Raw genomic sequence first — 17,905 nt, forward strand, 5'->3', positions numbered from 1 at the left:
TTTCTCCCGCATGACCGGAAGGGACGGGGAAGAGAACATGACGCTGGCCTTTCGACAGGCCCGGATCATTGACGGGCTCGGGCGGACGCTCGAGCGGGCGGCGCTCGTGATCCACGGCGACCGGATCGCCGTGGTCGGCCCGGAAGGCCGGGTCACCGTCCCTCGAAGCGCGGCGCGGATTGACGCGCGCGGCTTGACCATTCTCCCCGGCCTCATCGACTGCCACGTGCACCTGGGCCTGGGGGGGGAGCCGGACGTCGTGGCCGCCATCGAGGCCGAGGCCCCGGCCCTCACGCTCCTGAAGGCCGCGCGCTTCGCCCGCCTCACGCTCGAAGCCGGGTTTACGACCGTACGCGACCTCGGCGCCCGGGACCACGGGATCATCGCGCTCAAGCAGGCCGTCGCCGCCGGCCTGACGCCCGGCCCCAGGATCCTGGCGGCCGGGCTCGCCATCTGCATGACGGGCGGACACGCCCGCTTCATCGGGCGCGAGGCCGACGGTCCGACGGAGATCGTGCGCGCGGTGCGCGAGCAACTGGCGGCCGGGGCGGACGTGATCAAGTTCATCGCGTCCGGCGGCGTGCTGACTCCGGGCACCTCCCCCGACTGCCCGCAACTGACCCTGGAGGAGCTGGCGGCCGGAATGGCCGAGGCCCGCGGCGCCGGCCGGCGCATCGCCGCCCACGCCCACGGAGCCGAGGGCATGAAGAACGCCGTCCGCGCCGGGGTCCATTCGATCGAGCACGCGACGCTGATGGACGACGATGCGGCGGCCCTGATGCGGGACCACGCGGTGTTCATGGTCCCGACCCTGTCCGCCCTCCATCAGACGGCGGATCGTGGCTCGGCCTGCGGAATTCCCGAGTCGGCCGTGGCCAAGGCCCGCGCGATCCGGGCCAGGCACGAGGCCAGCTTCAAGAAGGCCCATCGGGGCGGGATCGCGATCGCGCTCGGGACCGACGCGGGCACCCCCTTCAACTACCACGGAGACAACGCGCAGGAGTTGGAGCGGATGGTGGCGCTGGGCATGAGCCCGATGGAGGCTCTGGTGGCCGCCACCTCGGCCGCCTCCCGGTTGCTGGGCCTCGCGGACGAGGTCGGCACGATCGAGACGGGCAAGCTCGCGGACCTCGTGGTCGTGGAGGGGAACCCGCTCAAGCGGATCGGCCTCCTGCGGGATCGGGGTCGGCTCGTCGGGGTGATGCGGGGCGGGCGGTTCGTCAGCGGCCCCCTTTCTAAGACGGTGATGGGTGATCGGTGACGGATGATAGGGATGGCCGGGGGCTTCATACCCGTCACACTTCACCTGTCACTCATCACTATTTGCGGACGTACCACAGCTCCAGCGCTCCCATGAAGCCTCGCCGGCGGCCCTGCCGGAACGTCTCCTCGAAGCGGCTCCTGATTTCGTTCCCGCGGCGGACGTCCTGGCGGCCCACGACGCCCTGCGAGACCATCATCTGCAGCGCCACGTCCAGCAGCCGCTCCCGGCGGATCTCCATCTCGGGCGTCACGAATTCCCCCATCACCTCGGCCGCGCGGGCCAGCACGACGGCTTCCTTGAAGGTGTCGTAGCCCTGGAGCGAGACGGTCCGCTCCCGGATCAGCGCCAATTCCTCCTTGACCCGTTTGGCATCCTTCACCAGCAGCGCGAAGACCTCCTTCCGCCCCTCCTCGTAGAGCTTCTGCTCCATCTCGTCCAGGATGACGGCCGGATTCGGCGTCTCGGGCCGGCCGGCTTCGTCGCCGAACCGGAGCCGCTCATAGCTGCGCCTGGCCTCCGGATCGCCCAGGATCTCGTAGGCGGCGTTGATCTCCCGGATTCTGGCCTCGGCCGCCTGGTCGCCCGGATTGCGGTCCGGGTGGTGCTCGAGGACGAGCCGGCGGTAGGCCTTCTTGATCTCCTCATCGGTGGCGTCGCGGGAGACGCCGAGGACTTCGTAAAAGTCGACGCGGGCCATGGCAGCACGAGACTATATCATTTCTCGCTTTCTCTTCGGAAATAGCCCGTCGGCTCAGGCACCTTCCACTGACCACCGACCCCTGACCACCTGTTCATGAACCGACGGCTTGACAGTACAGGGGAACCTGCGTAGCCTGCACGCCGTCATGCCGACCGGCCGTGCTTCAACCGAGCCCATGCCCCGCTCCTCCTGGCACCAGGGCGTGACCTCCTACCAGTGGCTGGTGCTGTTCGTCGCCTGGATGGGGTGGGTGTTCGACTCCATGGACGCGACGATCTATGCGATCGTCCTGCACCCGGCGCTGGAGGAGCTGCTCGGCCGGTCGTCGGGCGGCCCCGTGAGCCAGGGCGCCATCGGCTGGTATGGCGGGCTGATCCTCTCCATCTTCCTGATCGGCTGGGCCATCGGCGGGGTCCTGTTCGGCGTGCTCGCCGACTACTTCGGCCGGACGAAGACGCTCGTCGCCACGATCCTGATCTACGCGCTCTTCACCGGGCTGGCGGCCCTGGCGCAGGACTGGTGGCACCTGGCCGCCTACCGCTTCTTCACCGCGCTGGGGATCGGGGGAGAGTGGGCCGCCGGCGCGGCGATCGTGGCGGAGGTCTGGCCGGAAGAAAAACGCGCCAAGGCGGCCGGCATCCTCCAGTCGGCCTGGGCCGCCGGCTTCTTCCTCGCCGCAGCCATGAACCTGCTCCTCAGGGGATACGGCTGGCGCCTGCTCTTCGTGGTGGGCGTCCTGCCGGCGTTCGTCGCGCTCCTGGTTCGCCTGTGGGTCAAGGAGCCGGACCGGTGGGTCCAGGCCCGCCAACGGGAATTGGCCAGCGGCACGGCCGGCCGCGTGAAGCTCCCGATCCTCTTCCAGGGCCCTTTCCGGCGGGCGACGATGATCGGCTCGACGCTCGCGTTCGTCGCCGTGTTCGGCATCTGGGGCGCCACCAACTGGACCCCCACGTTGATCGAGGCCCTGCCGGACATGAAGGATCTGAGCCGCGAGGCCCTGTCCGGCTACGTGAGCTACGCGATCATGACGCTGAACCTGGGGTCGCTCGCCGGCTACCTCTGCTTCGGCCCCCTGGCCGACCGGTTCGGGCGCCGGCCCGTCTTCGCGCTGATGTGCGCGGGCAGCCTCGTGATGCTGCCGCTCACCTTCCTGACTCCCCATTCCTACCTCCACGTCCTGTTGCTCCTGCCGGTCCTGGGCTTCTTCAGCAACGGCATCTTCAGCGGATTCCCGATCTACCTGCCGGAGCTCTATCCGACGAGCCTGCGCGCGACCGGCGCGGGCTTCTGCTTCAACGCCGGACGCGTCCTGGCCTCGCTGGGCCCCTTCGCGACCGGTTTCCTCGTCACCGCCCTGGGCAGCTTCGGCCTGGCCGCCAGCGCCGTGGCGCTGATTTACGTGATCGGGCTCGCGGTCCTCCCCTTCGCCCGGGAAACGCGGGGCCGTCCCTTGCCGGAATGATCCGATAAATTCCCTTGACGGGCGCGAACGAGCTGTGGTTTCTTCACTGCAACGTTCTTCCGTGAGAACCGATCCCGTTCGACCCGGACCACCGTTGCCCTCTTTGAGCCGATAGACATGCCCCGCAAACCGTCCCAGGTCCCGCTCGCAGCCCTCCGTCTGCCGTTCGACCTCCACGCCGACCCAGACCGACTGCGATGACGGTGCGGACGGTTTCGCTCATCTGCGCCCTCGCCCTCTTGCTGGCGACCGGTCCGGCCGGCGCGGACCCGGCTCCTCAACCGCCCCTTGCCGGAAAGCTTATCGGCCCTCCGGAGCCAGGAGTATCGTCGGACGCGCTGGCCCTTTCCGAGGACAAGCAGGGCCGGGTCGTCTCGAAAGACGAAGACCTCGGGCCCTTCTTCCGGCGCGGCAACCTGACGTTTCTCCCGCTTCCGGCCTTCGCCTACACCCGCAACGAAAGCTTCTACGTGGGCGGGCTGATGCCGATCCTCAAGTCCGGCGAACAGGGGGAGATCAACGACATTTTCGCCCCCCAGTACCTGTACAACGAGTTCGTCGGGAGCAGCTTGACGATGAATTATTACGGGTACCGGACCGACACGGTCCAGTACCGTGCGATCGTCAACTACGCCGAGCGGGTCCAGCAGAACTACGACTTCTCGTACAAGGACCTGGGGGCGGGCGGCGGCCGCTACATCATCGGCGGGCAGATCAACTGGTTCAAGGATCCCTTCAAGCGCTTCTTCGGGTTGGGCAACGGGGCTCCGCTGTTCGCAGAATCCAACTATACGTCGCGGGAGTTCAATGTCAACGGGTACGTCGGCCTGAACCTCTCCCCGGACTTCTCGATCATCCTGGGCGGCCGGTACCGGGAGGTGCGGGTGGAGCAAGGCATCATCCCGACGCTGGCCAACACCAGGGTCGCCTTTGCCAGCGCGCCCGGCATCGGAGGCGCCCGGATCGCCGGAGGCAAGCTGACGTTCCTCTACGACACGCGCGACTCCCAGCTCACCCCGATCAAGGGCAGCTACGTGAACTTCTCCACCGAGCTCAACTCGAACGTCGAGCACGACGAAGCCAACCGGTGGCTCCGGTTCACGCTGGACGCCCGTCACCTCTTCCCCCACGACGGGGACAGCAAGGTTTTCGTGGTCCGGTTCCTGGCCGACGGCGTGATGCGGGCCCGCTTCAGTGCCCAACAGGCGATCCCGTTCTACGAGCGGCCGACGTTGGGCGGGGAAAATACTCTGCGGGCGTTCGGATTGAACCGCTACTTCGACAACCAGGCATGGGCCATCAACATCGAGGAACGGATCCTCGTCTATCAAAAGGACTTCGTCGGCCACAAGGTGGACCTGGAAGTGGCTCCGTCGCTCGACATGGGGAAAGTCCAAGACCTGAGCGTCCAGGGTTTCAGCCTGAACCAGGCGCAGATCAATCCGGGCGTGGGCTTCCGGGTGATGGCGCGCCCGCACGTGGTGGGGCGGCTGGACGTCGCCTACGGCCGGGACGGGGGCAACGCGTTCGTCGGGGTGGACTATCCGTTCTGATCGGAGCCGGCCTTCGGCGCCCGCTCGGCCCGGTCCGCCTGGTCCAGGTGGACCTTGATGTACTCCTTGACCGACTGGTACCGGTCCTTGTCCAGCTTCCCGGTGGCGAAGAGCTTGGTCACTTCCCGCTCCAGCTCCAACAGGTTTTTCGTGCTCGGATCGCGGTGGAGCCGGTCCAAAATCGGGCGGCTTCGCCAGCGACCCACGAAGAAGTGGAACACGGCCCAGGCCGTCCCGCCGATCGAGAAGATTCCGATCAGGACATCCCGGTAGCGCGTCAGGGCGTCCAGCAGCAGGTGCGGCTCCCGCTTGCCCTCGTAGAAGGCCAACGCGCCCGGATGGGGCGGATAGTAGAACCGCTGCCGGAGCTGGTCGGCCTTGGACAGGGGCGCCATGAACGGGAATGCGGAGCCCAGCTCGTGCGAGTGCAGAAACAGGGTCTGGACGATCCGATAGGCCTCCAGGTCGCTGAGCTCGCTGCTCCCCACCAACACCACGTCGGCGGACAGGGTCTGGATCTCCTTGTCCGGGAACGGCACCGCCGCGGGATAGCTGCCCGGCGGGACCCGCACCATGTCCAGAAAGGGGTGCGAGCGGTGAATGCCCTCCGCCCGGTCAATCGACAAGAGGAGGAATTTTCCCGTCCTGGCGATGGATTTGACCGTGTCGCTGCTGAACTGGCTCATGAGGAACGCCACCTGGATCTCGTTGTCCTCAAGGCCCTTGCGGGCCCGGTCGAAATCCCAGTCGTTGCCTTCGACCTGGAACTCGAAGGAGCCGGCCTGTCCCGTCTCCAGGTTCGTGATGAACCCGTAATGGTCGAGCACCCACCGGCTCACGGTCCTGGTTCCGCTGCCTTCCGCCCCGATGTACACCTTCACCGGCGCGCCTCCGGCCCGCCGCTCCTCGGCCACCCGCTTGAGTGCGGTCAGGTCCTCCATCGCTCCGGCGCCGCGGCCACCGAGGTCCCGCCGCACCACGACCTTGAGCGGCACGCTGAACAGCACCACGAGCGCCCGAACCTCCGGCCGGCCGGCTTGAGCCGGAGCCTTGTCGGACGCCCCGCGAGGAGAGACGTTCTCCAGCTCGATCCCCTCCTCGGCCAGGGCCAACTGCGCCTCACCGAGCATGATCCGCCGGACGTTCTCGACTGACCCGCGGGAGTCCAGATTGTGGAAGGTCACCCGCGCCCGATCGGGAAATCCGGGGAACGCGTCGTCGAGGATCTCCACCAGCTCCTCGGCGACCTGGTGGTACACGCTGCCGGGATGTCCGGAGGAGAGCTCCATTCGAACCGTCGGCCCGTGCAAGTACCAGAAGACGCCGACGAGGGCCAGCCCGGTCAGGCCCGCAACCTGCCAATGGCGCAGGGCCCCCCGGACGTCCGGTCGAACGCCTCCCGGCCCCGGTTCCGCATCAGCCATGGATCGCTCTCCCTCGAGCAACGTTAGACCACCTGCGTACACGGGAACACGAACACGTGCAACGGAACCTTGCCGGCCGGATGGTCCGGCGCCAGCCGGTCCCGGAATTCTTTCACCTGCCTGACCGCCCGGTCCGCCTGCTCGTCCGGCAACGCAGCGAGGACCATCGCGTTCAGGGCCGGAGACTGGAACGAGCCGACGGCGGTGCCCGTTTTTCCGACGCCGGACACGTTCGAAACCAGCGTGTAGGCCTTGATGGTCTGCTCGCCGAGAAACGCGAGCACCTCTTCCGTCAGCGAGTCGCGAAAGACGATCATCAGCATCTTCATCGGACGGCTCCCCCCGTTGCTCCGGCGATCCTTCTGGCTAGGTCCCGTTCCCCGCTGTCGCTCTTGACTTCCCCGTTCAGCCTGGCGTCCAGCAGCGCGGTCAGGATCTTTTTGTAGAGCGGGCCCGGCTTCAGGCCCATGGCCTTGAGATCGGCCCCCGTCAGCGTCGGCCTCACGTGATGGTAGGTGGTCAGGTAAGCCGACACCTGGCGCTTGACCTGCTCCGACTTGGTCTTGGCCATCAGGAGGAGCAGCGTCTCGTCGGCCTGCCCGGCCAGCAGATGGTAGGCCTCCGACGGCCGAGGCGGCGGACGACGGGCAAGCTGCCGCAGGATCCTGTTCGAGGCGCCGTGCCCCGCCCGGATCATCCCGGCCTCCCGCTCCGGCACCGAGAGCCGCTTCAGGGTCTCCAAGACCGCCCGCGGAGGCAGCACTTCCATCAGCGCCGTGAAGTAGACCAGCCACGGCCGGAGCTTCCGTTCCAGATACAGGAGCCGGTACCAGTCCAGCGCATCCTCCACCCCTTTCAACAGTCCCGCCAGCCGGGGAGACCACTTGAGGGCCGGATGGATAAACCGCAGCAGGTCCAGTCCGGCCAGCCGCGCCACGGCGCCGCGAGGCTCCTCCTCCGAGAACAGCAGGATCAACTCCTCCAGCAGCCGGTGCCCCGAAAGCCGGTGGAACAGGTCCATCTTGACTGCCCCCTTGATCAGCGCCAGAGTCTCCTTGCTGAGGCGGAATCCGAAGCGCTGCTCGAACCGGATAGCCCGGAAGACGCGGGTGGGATCCTCCACGAAGCTGAGGCTGTGCAGCACCCGGATGGTCTTCTCGTTGAGATCCCGCTGGCCCCCGTAGAAGTCGATCAACTCCCCGAAGGACTTGGCGTTCAAGCGGACGGCCAGCGTGTTGATCGTGAAGTCCCGCCGGTAGAGATCCTTCTTGATCGAGCTCCGTTCCACAGTCGGAAGCGCGGTCGGATACTCGTAGTACTCGGTGCGCGCCGTCGCCACGTCCAGCTTGAGGCCGTCGGCCAGCGCAACGACCGCCGTGCCGAACCGCTCGTGCGCTTTGACCCGCGCCGGGGCACCCGTTGCTCCGCCGTTGCGACGGGTCAGTTCCTTGCCGAGGGCGCGGGCGAAGGCGATGCCGTCCCCCTCGATCACCAGGTCCACGTCGAAGTTCTCGATGCCCAGCAGCAGATCGCGGACGAAGCCCCCGACGGCGTAGGCGGAGACCTCCAGCCGGTCCGCCAGGCGGCCCGCCTCCTCCAGCAGCGTGAAAATTCTTGCCGGCAGCCGGTCCTTCATGACGGACCGGATGTTCCGCCGATGGACATAGTCCGGCCCCTCCTGCCCCTTGACCCTGGCCCGCGCCGACGCCAGCACGTCGTCGTGCAGGGTCCGCAGGAGGTCGGTTCTCGTGATCACGCCGACGACCCTCCCCTCCGCCACGATGGGCACGAACCGCTGGTTGCGCTCGATCATCCGGGACTCGACCTCCCGAAACGGGGTCTCCGGCCCGGCCCGGTACTCGTCGGTCCTGAGGAAATGCAGCACGGAGGACGTCCCGAATCCGTGAAAGAGGGCCTTCTGGATGATCTCGCGCGTGATCAGCCCCAGGTACCGCTCGCGGCCGTCCAGGACCGGGAGCACGTTGACCCCGTACTTGGTCATCGTGGCCTCGGCCTCGCCGACCGTCGCCTCCTGCCCGATGGCCTTCACCGGCCTCGTCATCACGTCCCGCGCCAGCAGGGTCGGCCGGAAGCGTTCGGCGAGCAGGCCGGCCAGCCGCTCCCTGACTTCGACCAGGGTCTGGCCCTTGACGCTGGCCGCCGCCGCTTCCGGATGGCCGCCGCCGCCGAACCCTTCAAGAATCCGCCCCACGTCGATCTCGGGCCGCCGGCTGCGCCCGATGATCTCCACCTTGTCGTCCATCGCCACTGCGACCAGCAGGGCGTCCAGCCGCTCCATCTCGGCCAGCTTGTGGACCACCTCGGCCAGGTCTCCCCGGTACCGGTCGAAGGTGCTGGCGGCCAGCAGGACTTTCCGGCCGTCCAGATAGTGCGTCTCGGCCTGCTGCAGGAGGTCGTTGAGGAGCGCGACCTGGTCGGGGTCAAGCGGGCGGCGCAGGGTGTCCGACACAAGGTTGAGGTCCGCCCCGGCGCGCAACACGAAGGCGGCCGCTTCCAAATCCCGCGGGGTCGTGGACGCGTAGGCCAGCGAGCCCGTCTCCTCGTAAAGCCCGAGCGCGAGCACCGTGGCCTCGAACGGCGTCAGCGGGATCCCCCGCTCCTTCAGCCGCTCGACGAGGATCGTCGTCGTGGCCCCGACCGGCTCGACCGCCCGCGTCTCCGCGCGCAAGGCGAGCGGCTCGCCGCCGGGATGGTGATCGAAGACGTGGACGGAGAGGCCGGGCCGGGCCAGCAGCTCCTTGAGCGGGCCGATCCGGTCCGGCTCCTGGGTATCCACCAGGACCAGCCTGGTCACCTGCGGGAGATCGACCTCCTTCAGCTTGGCCAGGCCGAGGTCGTGCACGGCCAGGAAGCCGCGCACCGGGCCCTGGGCCCCGGCGGAGAGGGCCAGCGTGGCGCCCGGGTACAGCTTGCGCGCCGCCACCATGGACGCCAGCCCGTCGAAGTCCGCGTTCATGTGGGTCGTGATGAGATCCACGGGGCCATTTTAGCAGGATCGCCCGAGAGGGTTAAGGCGCGGGGATCGTCGCCGGCAGGGACGCGCCCGGCCGGTTCCCGCTCTCCCACGTCACCCACTTCAGGTCCAGCACGAAGATCGCATAGAGCACCGGCACGAGCAGCAACGTGACCGCCGTCGCCACGGTCAGCCCGCCGATCTGCGCGTAGCACAGGGGCTCCCACAGGGGCCCGCCGTTGAGCGCCAGCGGGAACAGCGCGATCACCGTGGCGCCGACCGTGATCAGGACGGGCCGCAGGCGGACGATGCCCGCGTCCAGCAGGGCCTCCCGCAATGGCTCCCCCCTCTCGTGCCGCTCCTCGATGAAATCGAACAGGACGATGACGTGGCTGACGATGACGCCGATGAGGCTCGCGACGCCGAGAAAGGCCATGAACCCGAACGGCTGGCCCATGACCGCGAGCCCCGCCAGCGCCCCGACCATGCCGTAGGGGATCGCGGCGAAGACGAGCAGCGGCTTGACCGGGTTTTTGAACTGGAAGACCAGGGCGAGAAAGATGGCCACGATGGAGACGACCATGACCAGCGTGATCTCCCCGAATCCCTGATCCTGGGCCTCCTGCTCCCCGCCGATCTGGAGGTTGTAGCCGGGCGGCAGCTTCTTCTTGAAGTCTTCCAGCCTGGGCCGGACCTCCCGCAGCACCTCGGACGGAAGGACGCCCGGCGCGGGGAAGCCGCCGACCGTGACCGTACGGAAATGCTGGCGCCGGCGCAGTTTCTGCGTCTCCATCTGATAGCTGATCGTGGAGACCTGGCGGAGCGGCACCTTCTCGGCCCCGTCCGCCGCATAGATGTAGAGGTTCTGCAGGTCGGCCAGTTGCGCCCGCTCCCCCGTCCTGAGGCGCGCCACGACGGGGATCTGTTTGTCCCCCTCGCGCAGCGTGGTCACCTGATACCCGTTCATGCCGCCGGCGGAGGACGCCGCCACGTCCTCGTTGGACAAGCCCGCCAAATTCGCCCGGTCCGGATCGATCTGGAACTTCACCGTGAAGTTGTCCGTCCCCCAATCGTCCCGCACGCGGGTCAGGCCCGGCACCGACTGGAAGATCCTCCTGAGCTCCTCGGCCAAGATTCGCAGCGTGCGGATCTCCTCGCCGGAGATCCGGACCGCCACCGGCACGCCGACCTGGCTGCCCGTCTCGAGCTGCATGGCGTCGGCGCGAACCCCGGCAAGCTCCGCCGACAGGGCCTGCTGCAACGGCGCGATCAGGGGCTGCGTGTCGTGCTTGTCGGTCACCTGCACGATGATCTGGGCGTAGTTGAGCTGCGAGAGTTCGGGCGAGATCGAGAACCAAAACCGGGGCCCGCCTCCCCCGACGAACGTCGTCAAGGAAGTCAGGACCTCCCGTGGACGGCCGTCGCGGCCAGGGTGGCTCCGGCCGTACTCCTCGGTCACGCGGCGGACGATCTCCTCGGCCTGCACGGCCGCCTCGTAGGTCGCCATGAAGGGGGCGTCCTCCGGCAGCCAGAGATCCACGTAGGAGAGGTACGAGAGGTCCTTGGGGAAGAACTGCGGTTTGAGCGTGGCCATGAAGTAGCCGCCCAGGGCCAGGAACAGGAGGGATCCGGCCAGCACTTTCCACCGGTGCTCCAGCAGCCCCCCGCCCGCCCGGTAGTACCAGCCAGCGAACCCCCGCGTACGCCGCTCCTCCACGGACGGCTCCGGCTTGGGCCGCAGGAGGTAGTAGCCCAGCAGCGGGATGAACGTCATCGAGACGATCCGCGACGAGACCAGCGAGCAGGTGATGACGATGGGCAGGCTGTAGAGAAACTGGCCGGTGATGCCGGTCAGGATCAAGAACGGCAGATAGGCGACGATGTTCGTGATCGTGGCGAAGAGGATGGCGCGGGCCAGCCTCGTCGGGCCGAGCCAGGCCGCGACGAGCGCCCGGTGCCCCTCCGCCAGTCCCCGCTTGATCGCATCTCCCGCGACGACGGGATCGTCCACCAGAAGCCCGAGCGCGATGATCAACGAGGCGATCGAGACCTGCTGCAGGTCGATGCCGAGGAGGTGCATCATTCCGAACGTCATGGCCAGCGTGATCGGAATCGAGAGCGCCATCAGGAGCGCCGAGCGCCACTCCCAGAAGCCCAGCCAGGAGACGAGCACGACCAGGACGATCGCCTCGGCCAGGCTCCGCATGAACAGATCCACGCTCTCCTTCACCTGGAGCGGCTGATCGGAGGTCCGGGCGACGATCAGGTCCTCCGGCAGCCGCTGCCTGAGCTCCGTCAGCGCCCGGTCCACGGCCATCCCGAAGTCCCCGATCTTGTCCCCCTTCCGCATCTGCACGGCCAGCGTGACGGCCCGGGAGCGCTGCCACCGGCCGTCGCGGTCCCGCCAGGTGTAGTCGTTCAGGAAGCGCGGCGGGCTCTCGTAGCCCCGAACGATGTCCACGAGGTCCCGCAGGTAGACCGGCGACGCGGCCCGAGTCGTGGCGACGACCACGCTCCCGATCTCCTGCTCGGACTTGAATTCGCCGGTCGGCACGATCGTGAGGCTCCGCCCGCCCAGCTCGAAGGTGCCGCCGGGCATCGTGATGTTGCGGGCCTCCAGCGCCCGGCGAAGCCTCGCGACCTGCACGTCGTAGGCAGCCAGGCGCTCCTGCGAATAAAAGAGATAGACCGTCTCCGGCAGAATGCCCGCCCGCGAGACCTTGGACACCTGCGGAACCGTCTGCAGCGTCCGCTGGATGAGCTCCGTGAAGTCATCCAGCTCCCGATAGGTGTACTTGGCCCCGACCACGGCGGCGAGCCGCGCTTCCGTCTCGCGAGGATCGCGGATGATGGCCGGATCCCAAGAGTCCGGGTGGAATTCGGAAAGGCGCAACCGCTCCCGGACGAACCCGACGACATGAGCCATGATCGTCGCATCGTCCAGGTCCGTTTCCGCATCCAGCCCGACGAATCCCGGGCCCTCGAGCAGCCGGATGTCGCGGGCCGCCTTCCGCGCCTCGGTGAACCGCGCGAAATCTTCCAGCACCAGCCGGACGAGCCGCTGGTTCGCGGCCGGGGGGAAGTTGTGGATCATCGTAAAGCGGACGCCGGCTCCGCTGGCCGCCGCCTGGCGCCGGACCCGCTCGATCGCCTCCCGGATCGCCCGGGCGCGGAGCGAGAGCTCGACCGCGCTCACCCTGGGGCTGGCCACCGTGAGCATGAGGGCGGCCGTGTCGCCGAAATCGCTGATGAACTCGATCGGCCCGGCTCCCGGCGGCAGGTCCGCGACGTCGCGCAGTTTGAGGCTGATGTCGTTGAACTCCTTCTTGGGATCCGGAAGATTTTCCTCGAGCTGGACGTAGACCACGGAGAGACCGGGCAGCGAAATGGACTTGAGCCCGTAGTTTCCGCCGGTCTGCCGGTGAATGTTCGGATTCTCGGCGACCCTTTGCTCGACCTTGCGGGTGACGAGCTGCTCGACCTTCTCGGCGCTGACGCCGGGCCAGGACGTGAGCGCGACCGCCTCGTTGGAAGCGATGTCGGGGTCCTTGCGCTGGGGCATCGCGAAGTAGCCGTACAGGCCCCACAGGAGGGTCGCGACCAGCAGAACCCAGGCGATCTGCCGGTTCTCCACGCAGAACCGGGCCAGGTTGCGGGTCCGCCGGATGAGATCGCTGTCGCTCTGGCCGTGAGTCATGGTGGGGAAGTCAATGGTCAATCGTCACGGGTCATTGGTCAACGGGAAAGAACGGGAAAGCCAATTCTCCTACGAACGACCGACGACGATTGACCGTTCACGGCGTGATCCGCACCGGCTCCCCGTCCGCCACCAGAGTCGCGCCGGTGACGATCACCGATTCGCCGACCGCGACGCCCTCGGTCACGGCCACGGTGTTTCCCGTGACCGGTCCCAGCTTCACCCGTCTGATCCTCGCCACGTTCGCCTCGCCCCGTCGTTCCACCACGAACAGGGCGTAATCCTCCGCCGCCCCCGCAGGCCGGACGATCGCGGACAGGGGAACCGAGGGGATCGGCGCCGGCGCCCCGGCCCCCGGCAGCACCACGGTCGCGATCATGCCGGCTTTCAACCGGCCGCGCGGGTTGGGGATGGTGACTTCCACCTCGAACACCCGGACCTTGGGGTCGGCGGAGGGGGCGATCCTGGTGATCTGGCCGCGGAACTCCTCGTCGGGGATGGCTTCGGTCGTGATCGTCAGCGCCGTCCCGGTCTTCAGGCTCTCCAGCACCACGTCGGACACGCCGAAGACCACCTTGACCGACGCGACGTCGGCCAGCACGAAGGCCACCGTTCCCGACCCGGCCAGCGTCCCGACCTCGATGTTGCGCTTCAGCACGACCGAGTCCATGGCCGCCTTGAGGGAAACGTCCTGGACGGAAATGTCCGCCTCCGCGACCTGTTGGCGGACCGCCTGCACCCTGGCCTCCGCGACCAGCAACTGCGCCTTGGCCTTTTCGACCGCGGCCTGGTTCATGTCGTGCCTGGCCTTGGCCGCATCGTAGTCGGCCTTGGCCAGGCTTTGCGCCTCGTAGAGATTGCGGGCCCGCTCGTGGTCCAACCGGGCCTGCTCGAAGGCCGCCCGGGCCTCGTTGAGCTGGGACTTCGCTTCGGCGCCGGCCGCCTGGGCCTCCGCCAGTTGGGACTTGGCCTGGTTCAGCTTGACCAGGTAGTCGCTCTCGCGCAGGCGCGCGAGCACGGTGCCCTTGGCGACCCGGTCCCCTTCCTGGACGAGACGGAGCCGGCCGTCGGCCCCGCGGACCTGCAGGATCTCGCGGACGTAGCCGCCGACCTTGAACGCGAGGTCCACCTGGGTGAAAGGCAGAATCGTGGCCGAGTAGCGGCCCCCCCGCTCTTCGCCGCCCGACTCCACGGCTTTGACTTTGACCGGCGTCGGGGGCTTCTGGTAGGGGTCCTGGTCCCGGCAGCCGGCGACAAGGGTCCCCAGGAGCAACCCGATCGCCAGCCAGAGTCCGCGCCCGCCCATGCTCAGTCCTCGCCGATGGCCCGCTCGAAATCGGCCTTGGCGGACCAATAGGCCAGCAGGCTCTGGCTGTACTGGTTGTTGGCGTCGGCTAGGGAGGCCTGCGCCTGCAGCACGTCCTGCAGCAACGCCACCTTCTGGTTGTACCGATTCATCGTGACCCTCAGCTTTTCCCTGGCCGACTCCTGGACCGCCTGGGTGACCTGCAACAACTGATGCGTCTCCTGCAGCTTCCGATACCGGCTGTTGACCTCCGCGATCGTCTGTTGCTCGGCCTCCCGCACACCCAGGACCGCCTGCTGGGCGTTCTTGCGCTTTTCCGCCGTCTCCCGCTGCTTCCGCCCCCAGTCGAACGGCTCCCAGTTGAACATGAACCCGACCGAGGCATAGTGCTCGGGGAGGAAATTGAAGTTGTTGATGTTGGCATAGTCGAACACGAGGCTCAAGTCGGGAATGTATTCCGCCTTCTTCGCCCTCAGATCGTGCTCCGCCTGCGTGACCTTGAGGCGCGCCGCCTTGACCTCCGGCCGCTGCTTGAGCGCGATCGCACTCGCCTCTTCCAGGTTCGCCTCCACCCTGGAGGCGCCGGACACTGCCGTGACCCGGAAGTCGGTCGTCACATCCCGCCCCAGGATGACGTTGAGCTGCTCCTTCTGCGAGGCCATCGCATTCCGGATGGTCATCGCGTCATACTCCGCCCTCGCCAGCCTGGCCTTGACCTCCAGACTGTCGGCCTTCAGCGCCTTTTGCTGCTCCACCTGTTGCCTCACCACCCGGTCCAGCTCCCGGTAGGTCTTGACCACCTCCTCCGCCGCGTCGAGCGCGCTCTGGGTCTGAAGCACCGCGAAATAGGCCCGCTTGACCGAGTTGACGACGGTCTGCCGCTGGGTTCGCAACTGCTCGGAGGCCACCCCCTGCGAGGCTTCATAGAACTGGATCCCCTGGTCGATGCGGTAGAGCTGCGTGAGCGGCTGCTGGACGCTCGCGAACATGACCGTCGTCCAGGCCGGGTTCGTCGTGATCTTCAGGTCAGTCGCGGGAATGGGCCCCGTGGCGCCGAAGGTTCCGAAGGCCCCGCGGTTGACCCGGAACTCGAACGGAGTCAGCAATTGGCCGGTGGTCGTAAAAAAGTTCAAGGCGGGCAGGCGCCGCGTCTTCATCTGGGCCGCCTGGTCGGCCGCCTTGTCCACGTCCAGCGAGGCGCTCTGCATGGACCGGTTGTTCTCCATCGCCAGCCCCACCGCCTGCTCCAGCGACATCGTCTCCGGGGACGAAGACTCGCCGCCCGCCGCCCCTCCCGGCCCCTGGCACCAGCCTGTGGACGGTCCCGCAAGCCAGAGCCAGAGCGCTCCGAGCGCGACGACCGAGCGGCCGGACCAGCCCTGTTGTCGTCCTCCCATGACGTTCTCCATCCGCCACCTCCTCGTCTCAGCGTTGACCTCAGGCGACTCAGGCCGTTCACATATAGCAGCTTTACCGAGTCGCTGCAAAAACGCCGAGCAGGGAGTCCGCGCAGATCGGTCGCCGAGGAAAAGCCCGGAGAGCGGGATGAGGAACGGAGTCAGGAATGGTAGAACCGGTGGGCCGCCATCTCGAACAGGACCACCAGCAGGGTCAGGGCCGACGAGCCGGCGACCAGCAGCGTGCGGCGGCGGTCCAGGCCGGTCGAGACCAGCGGCATCAGGCGGCGCAGCCTGCCGGCGTGCCAGACCGTGTAGAGGTTGGCCGCAGCCCCGAGCGCAGCCAGCGCAAGCAGCGGCAGCCGGACCGGCGACTCGTCCAGCACCCAATAGGAACTGGCGGCGCTGAACAATCCTCCGATGCCGAGCCCCACGGCCCAGGGTCCGATCAAGGTGAACACGGCGCAGGGAGCTCCGAGGAGGGCGAAGACGACCGCGCCGAGCCCGAGCGCCTGAACCTGTCCCAGGCCCTCACGGCTCGCTGGAGGCTGCCTCGCCGGGTGTGCGCCCGGTTGCCCCATCAACCGGTACGCGTCAACCGGCTCCTGGAATCCCTTGAGTGGGAGCGCTTCCGGAACCGCCTGCGGATGGTCCGATGCCACCCGCTCGTACACGGTCCGATCCACCACGACCTCGCCCGGCCCGGCAGCCGCCTCCAGTCTGGCGGCCAGGTTGACCACCTCGCCGACGGCGGTAAAGTCCTTTGCGCTGCTCGACCCGAGCCGCCCCACCCGCGCCCACCCGGAGGCGATCCCGCTCCCGGCGTGCAGCGGCAGCCCGAACTGATCCCGCAACTCCGGGAGTCGCGCCCGTATCTCCAGCGCGGCTTGGACCGCCTGAGCGGCATGGTCCTCCCGCTGGATCGGCACGTTGAAGAAGGCCATCACCCCGTCCCCGAGGTACTTGTCGATGAAGGCCCCGTGCCCGACCAGGACGGTCGTCGCCGTCCGCAGGAAGGTATCCAGCACCTCGTGCGTTCGCTCAGGCCCCAGTGCGCGCGTCAGCTCGGTGAAGTCGGAGAGGTCGGCGAACAGAACCGTGATCTCGCTGATGCGCCCCTCGACGACGTGCTCGCCGCAGCGCGTGCAGAGGCTGGGATTGCGCGAGCTTCGGCCGATCCCCATGAGCCGGAAGACGACGCTCGCGGGGCCGGCCAGCGGTGTCCCGCAGACGACGCACCGGGACGCCAGGGGATGGTCGTGCAACACGGCGGTCATCGCACGTCTCGGAAGAATGTCCTCGGCAGGACCGGGAGCCGGAACTGCACGTGCAGGATGATCAACAGCACGCGCGCAAAGCTTCGCCAGATTCCCATTTGGACGAACTTGCGCGAGTCCGTCACGACCGGGGGCTCGAGCAGGACCGGTCTGGTGACGCGGACCAGCTTGTCGCAGAAGGCCACGTCCTCGAGGATCGGCTGGTCTGGGAAGCCGCCGATTTGCTCGAACACCCCCCTGCGTACGAACAGGGCCTGATCTCCATAGATGATGCGCGAGCGCCGGCAGCGGACATTGTCCAGAAGCGAGATCAGGCCCAGCCGCCAGTCCGATCCAGCAAACCGGTGGAGGAACCCGCCGGCCTGGATCGCCGTCTCCAGCCCGTTCAGCCGGCTCAGCGCCCCTTCCGGCAGCGTCGTGTCCGCGTGGAGGAACAGGAGCCAATCATCCAACGCCGCCCCTCGAGCCGCCGCCTCCCGCGCGCCGGTGTTCATCTGGGACGCGCGTCCTTTGGGCGCCGTCAGAAACAAGCGTGACGCGTGACGCGTATCTCGTGAAGCGTCCACCGAGCGACGAGATACGAGGGACGACCGACGCGATCCGGGCTCGCACATGTCGAATCCAAAGGATTCGGCGATGCTGCGAGTTCGGTCGGTGCTGCCGCCGTCCACGACGATGACTTCATACCGGCCGGGCTCTCGGAAGAGCTGGCGGAGCGTCCCGGGCAACGCTCTCTCCTCATTGTAGGCGGGGATGATGACCCAGATCACGGCCACTCACTGGCGAGGGGCGCGAGGCGAGCGGCGAGAGGAACGAACCTCTTCTCTTTCATGGCTTCATGGCTTCATGGC

Annotated in this window: 11 protein-coding genes and 1 pseudogene; 3 read left to right on the forward strand and 9 right to left on the reverse strand. The window is 67.6% G+C overall.

From position 1 onward, the window contains the following. The first annotated feature begins 10 nt into the window (after positions 1-10). Positions 11-1,261 carry an amidohydrolase family protein gene (locus tag AB1411_01265; protein ID MEW6542220.1) on the forward strand — a complete coding sequence of 417 codons (1,251 nt, stop codon included), beginning with the start codon at positions 11-13 and terminating at the stop codon, positions 1,259-1,261. A gap of 475 nt (positions 1,262-1,736) precedes the next feature. Here the strand turns inward: AB1411_01265 and AB1411_01270 are convergent. After that, positions 1,737-1,961: pseudogene (locus AB1411_01270) on the reverse strand (DnaJ domain-containing protein). A gap of 148 nt (positions 1,962-2,109) precedes the next feature. Here AB1411_01270 and AB1411_01275 point away from each other — a divergent pair. Both AB1411_01275 and AB1411_01280 read left to right on the forward strand, forming a co-directional pair. After that, entirely contained in the window at positions 2,110-3,426 is a 1,317-nt protein-coding gene (locus AB1411_01275) for an MFS transporter (GenBank protein ID MEW6542221.1), read from the forward strand. A gap of 197 nt (positions 3,427-3,623) precedes the next feature. Continuing rightward, on the forward strand, positions 3,624-4,979 hold the full coding sequence (locus tag AB1411_01280) for a BamA/TamA family outer membrane protein (protein MEW6542222.1): 1,356 nt from the start codon (positions 3,624-3,626) through the stop codon (positions 4,977-4,979). Here AB1411_01280 and AB1411_01285 read toward each other — a convergent pair. The 8 genes from AB1411_01285 to AB1411_01320 form a co-directional block, all read right to left on the reverse strand. Continuing rightward, complete coding sequence (locus tag AB1411_01285; GenBank protein MEW6542223.1) at positions 4,967-6,403, reverse strand: TAXI family TRAP transporter solute-binding subunit; 1,437 nt, start codon at positions 6,401-6,403, stop codon at positions 4,967-4,969. The genes AB1411_01280 and AB1411_01285 overlap by 13 nt on opposite strands. Positions 6,404-6,426: 23 nt before the next feature. Next, on the reverse strand, positions 6,427-6,732 hold the full coding sequence (locus AB1411_01290; GenBank protein ID MEW6542224.1) for a PG0541 family transporter-associated protein: 306 nt from the start codon (positions 6,730-6,732) through the stop codon (positions 6,427-6,429). Next, positions 6,729-9,401: a CBS domain-containing protein gene (locus AB1411_01295; protein ID MEW6542225.1), complete on the reverse strand. Its 2,673-nt coding sequence runs from the start codon at positions 9,399-9,401 to the stop codon at positions 6,729-6,731. The genes AB1411_01290 and AB1411_01295 overlap by 4 nt, the downstream gene beginning before the upstream one ends. 31 nt (positions 9,402-9,432) lie before the next feature. Then, complete coding sequence (locus AB1411_01300) at positions 9,433-13,074, reverse strand: efflux RND transporter permease subunit (GenBank protein MEW6542226.1); 3,642 nt, start codon at positions 13,072-13,074, stop codon at positions 9,433-9,435. A gap of 97 nt (positions 13,075-13,171) precedes the next feature. Beyond that, positions 13,172-14,380, reverse strand: a complete 1,209-nt coding sequence (locus AB1411_01305; protein MEW6542227.1) for an efflux RND transporter periplasmic adaptor subunit — start codon at positions 14,378-14,380, stop codon at positions 13,172-13,174. Between the two features lie 2 nt (positions 14,381-14,382). Beyond that, entirely contained in the window at positions 14,383-15,789 is a 1,407-nt protein-coding gene (locus AB1411_01310) for a TolC family protein (GenBank protein ID MEW6542228.1), read from the reverse strand. A gap of 149 nt (positions 15,790-15,938) precedes the next feature. After that, positions 15,939-17,054 (reverse strand): adenylate/guanylate cyclase domain-containing protein, encoded by a 1,116-nt coding sequence (locus AB1411_01315; GenBank protein ID MEW6542229.1) that lies wholly within the window; start codon positions 17,052-17,054, stop codon positions 15,939-15,941. After that, positions 17,051-17,830 (reverse strand): TIGR04283 family arsenosugar biosynthesis glycosyltransferase, encoded by a 780-nt coding sequence (locus tag AB1411_01320; protein ID MEW6542230.1) that lies wholly within the window; start codon positions 17,828-17,830, stop codon positions 17,051-17,053. Before AB1411_01320 ends, AB1411_01315 begins: the two co-directional genes overlap by 4 nt. Positions 17,831-17,905: the final 75 nt, after the last annotated feature.

The sequence above is a fragment of the Nitrospirota bacterium genome, assembly GCA_040757595.1.
In the GTDB taxonomy this organism is placed as follows: Bacteria; Nitrospirota; Nitrospiria; order Nitrospirales; family Nitrospiraceae; genus JBFLWP01.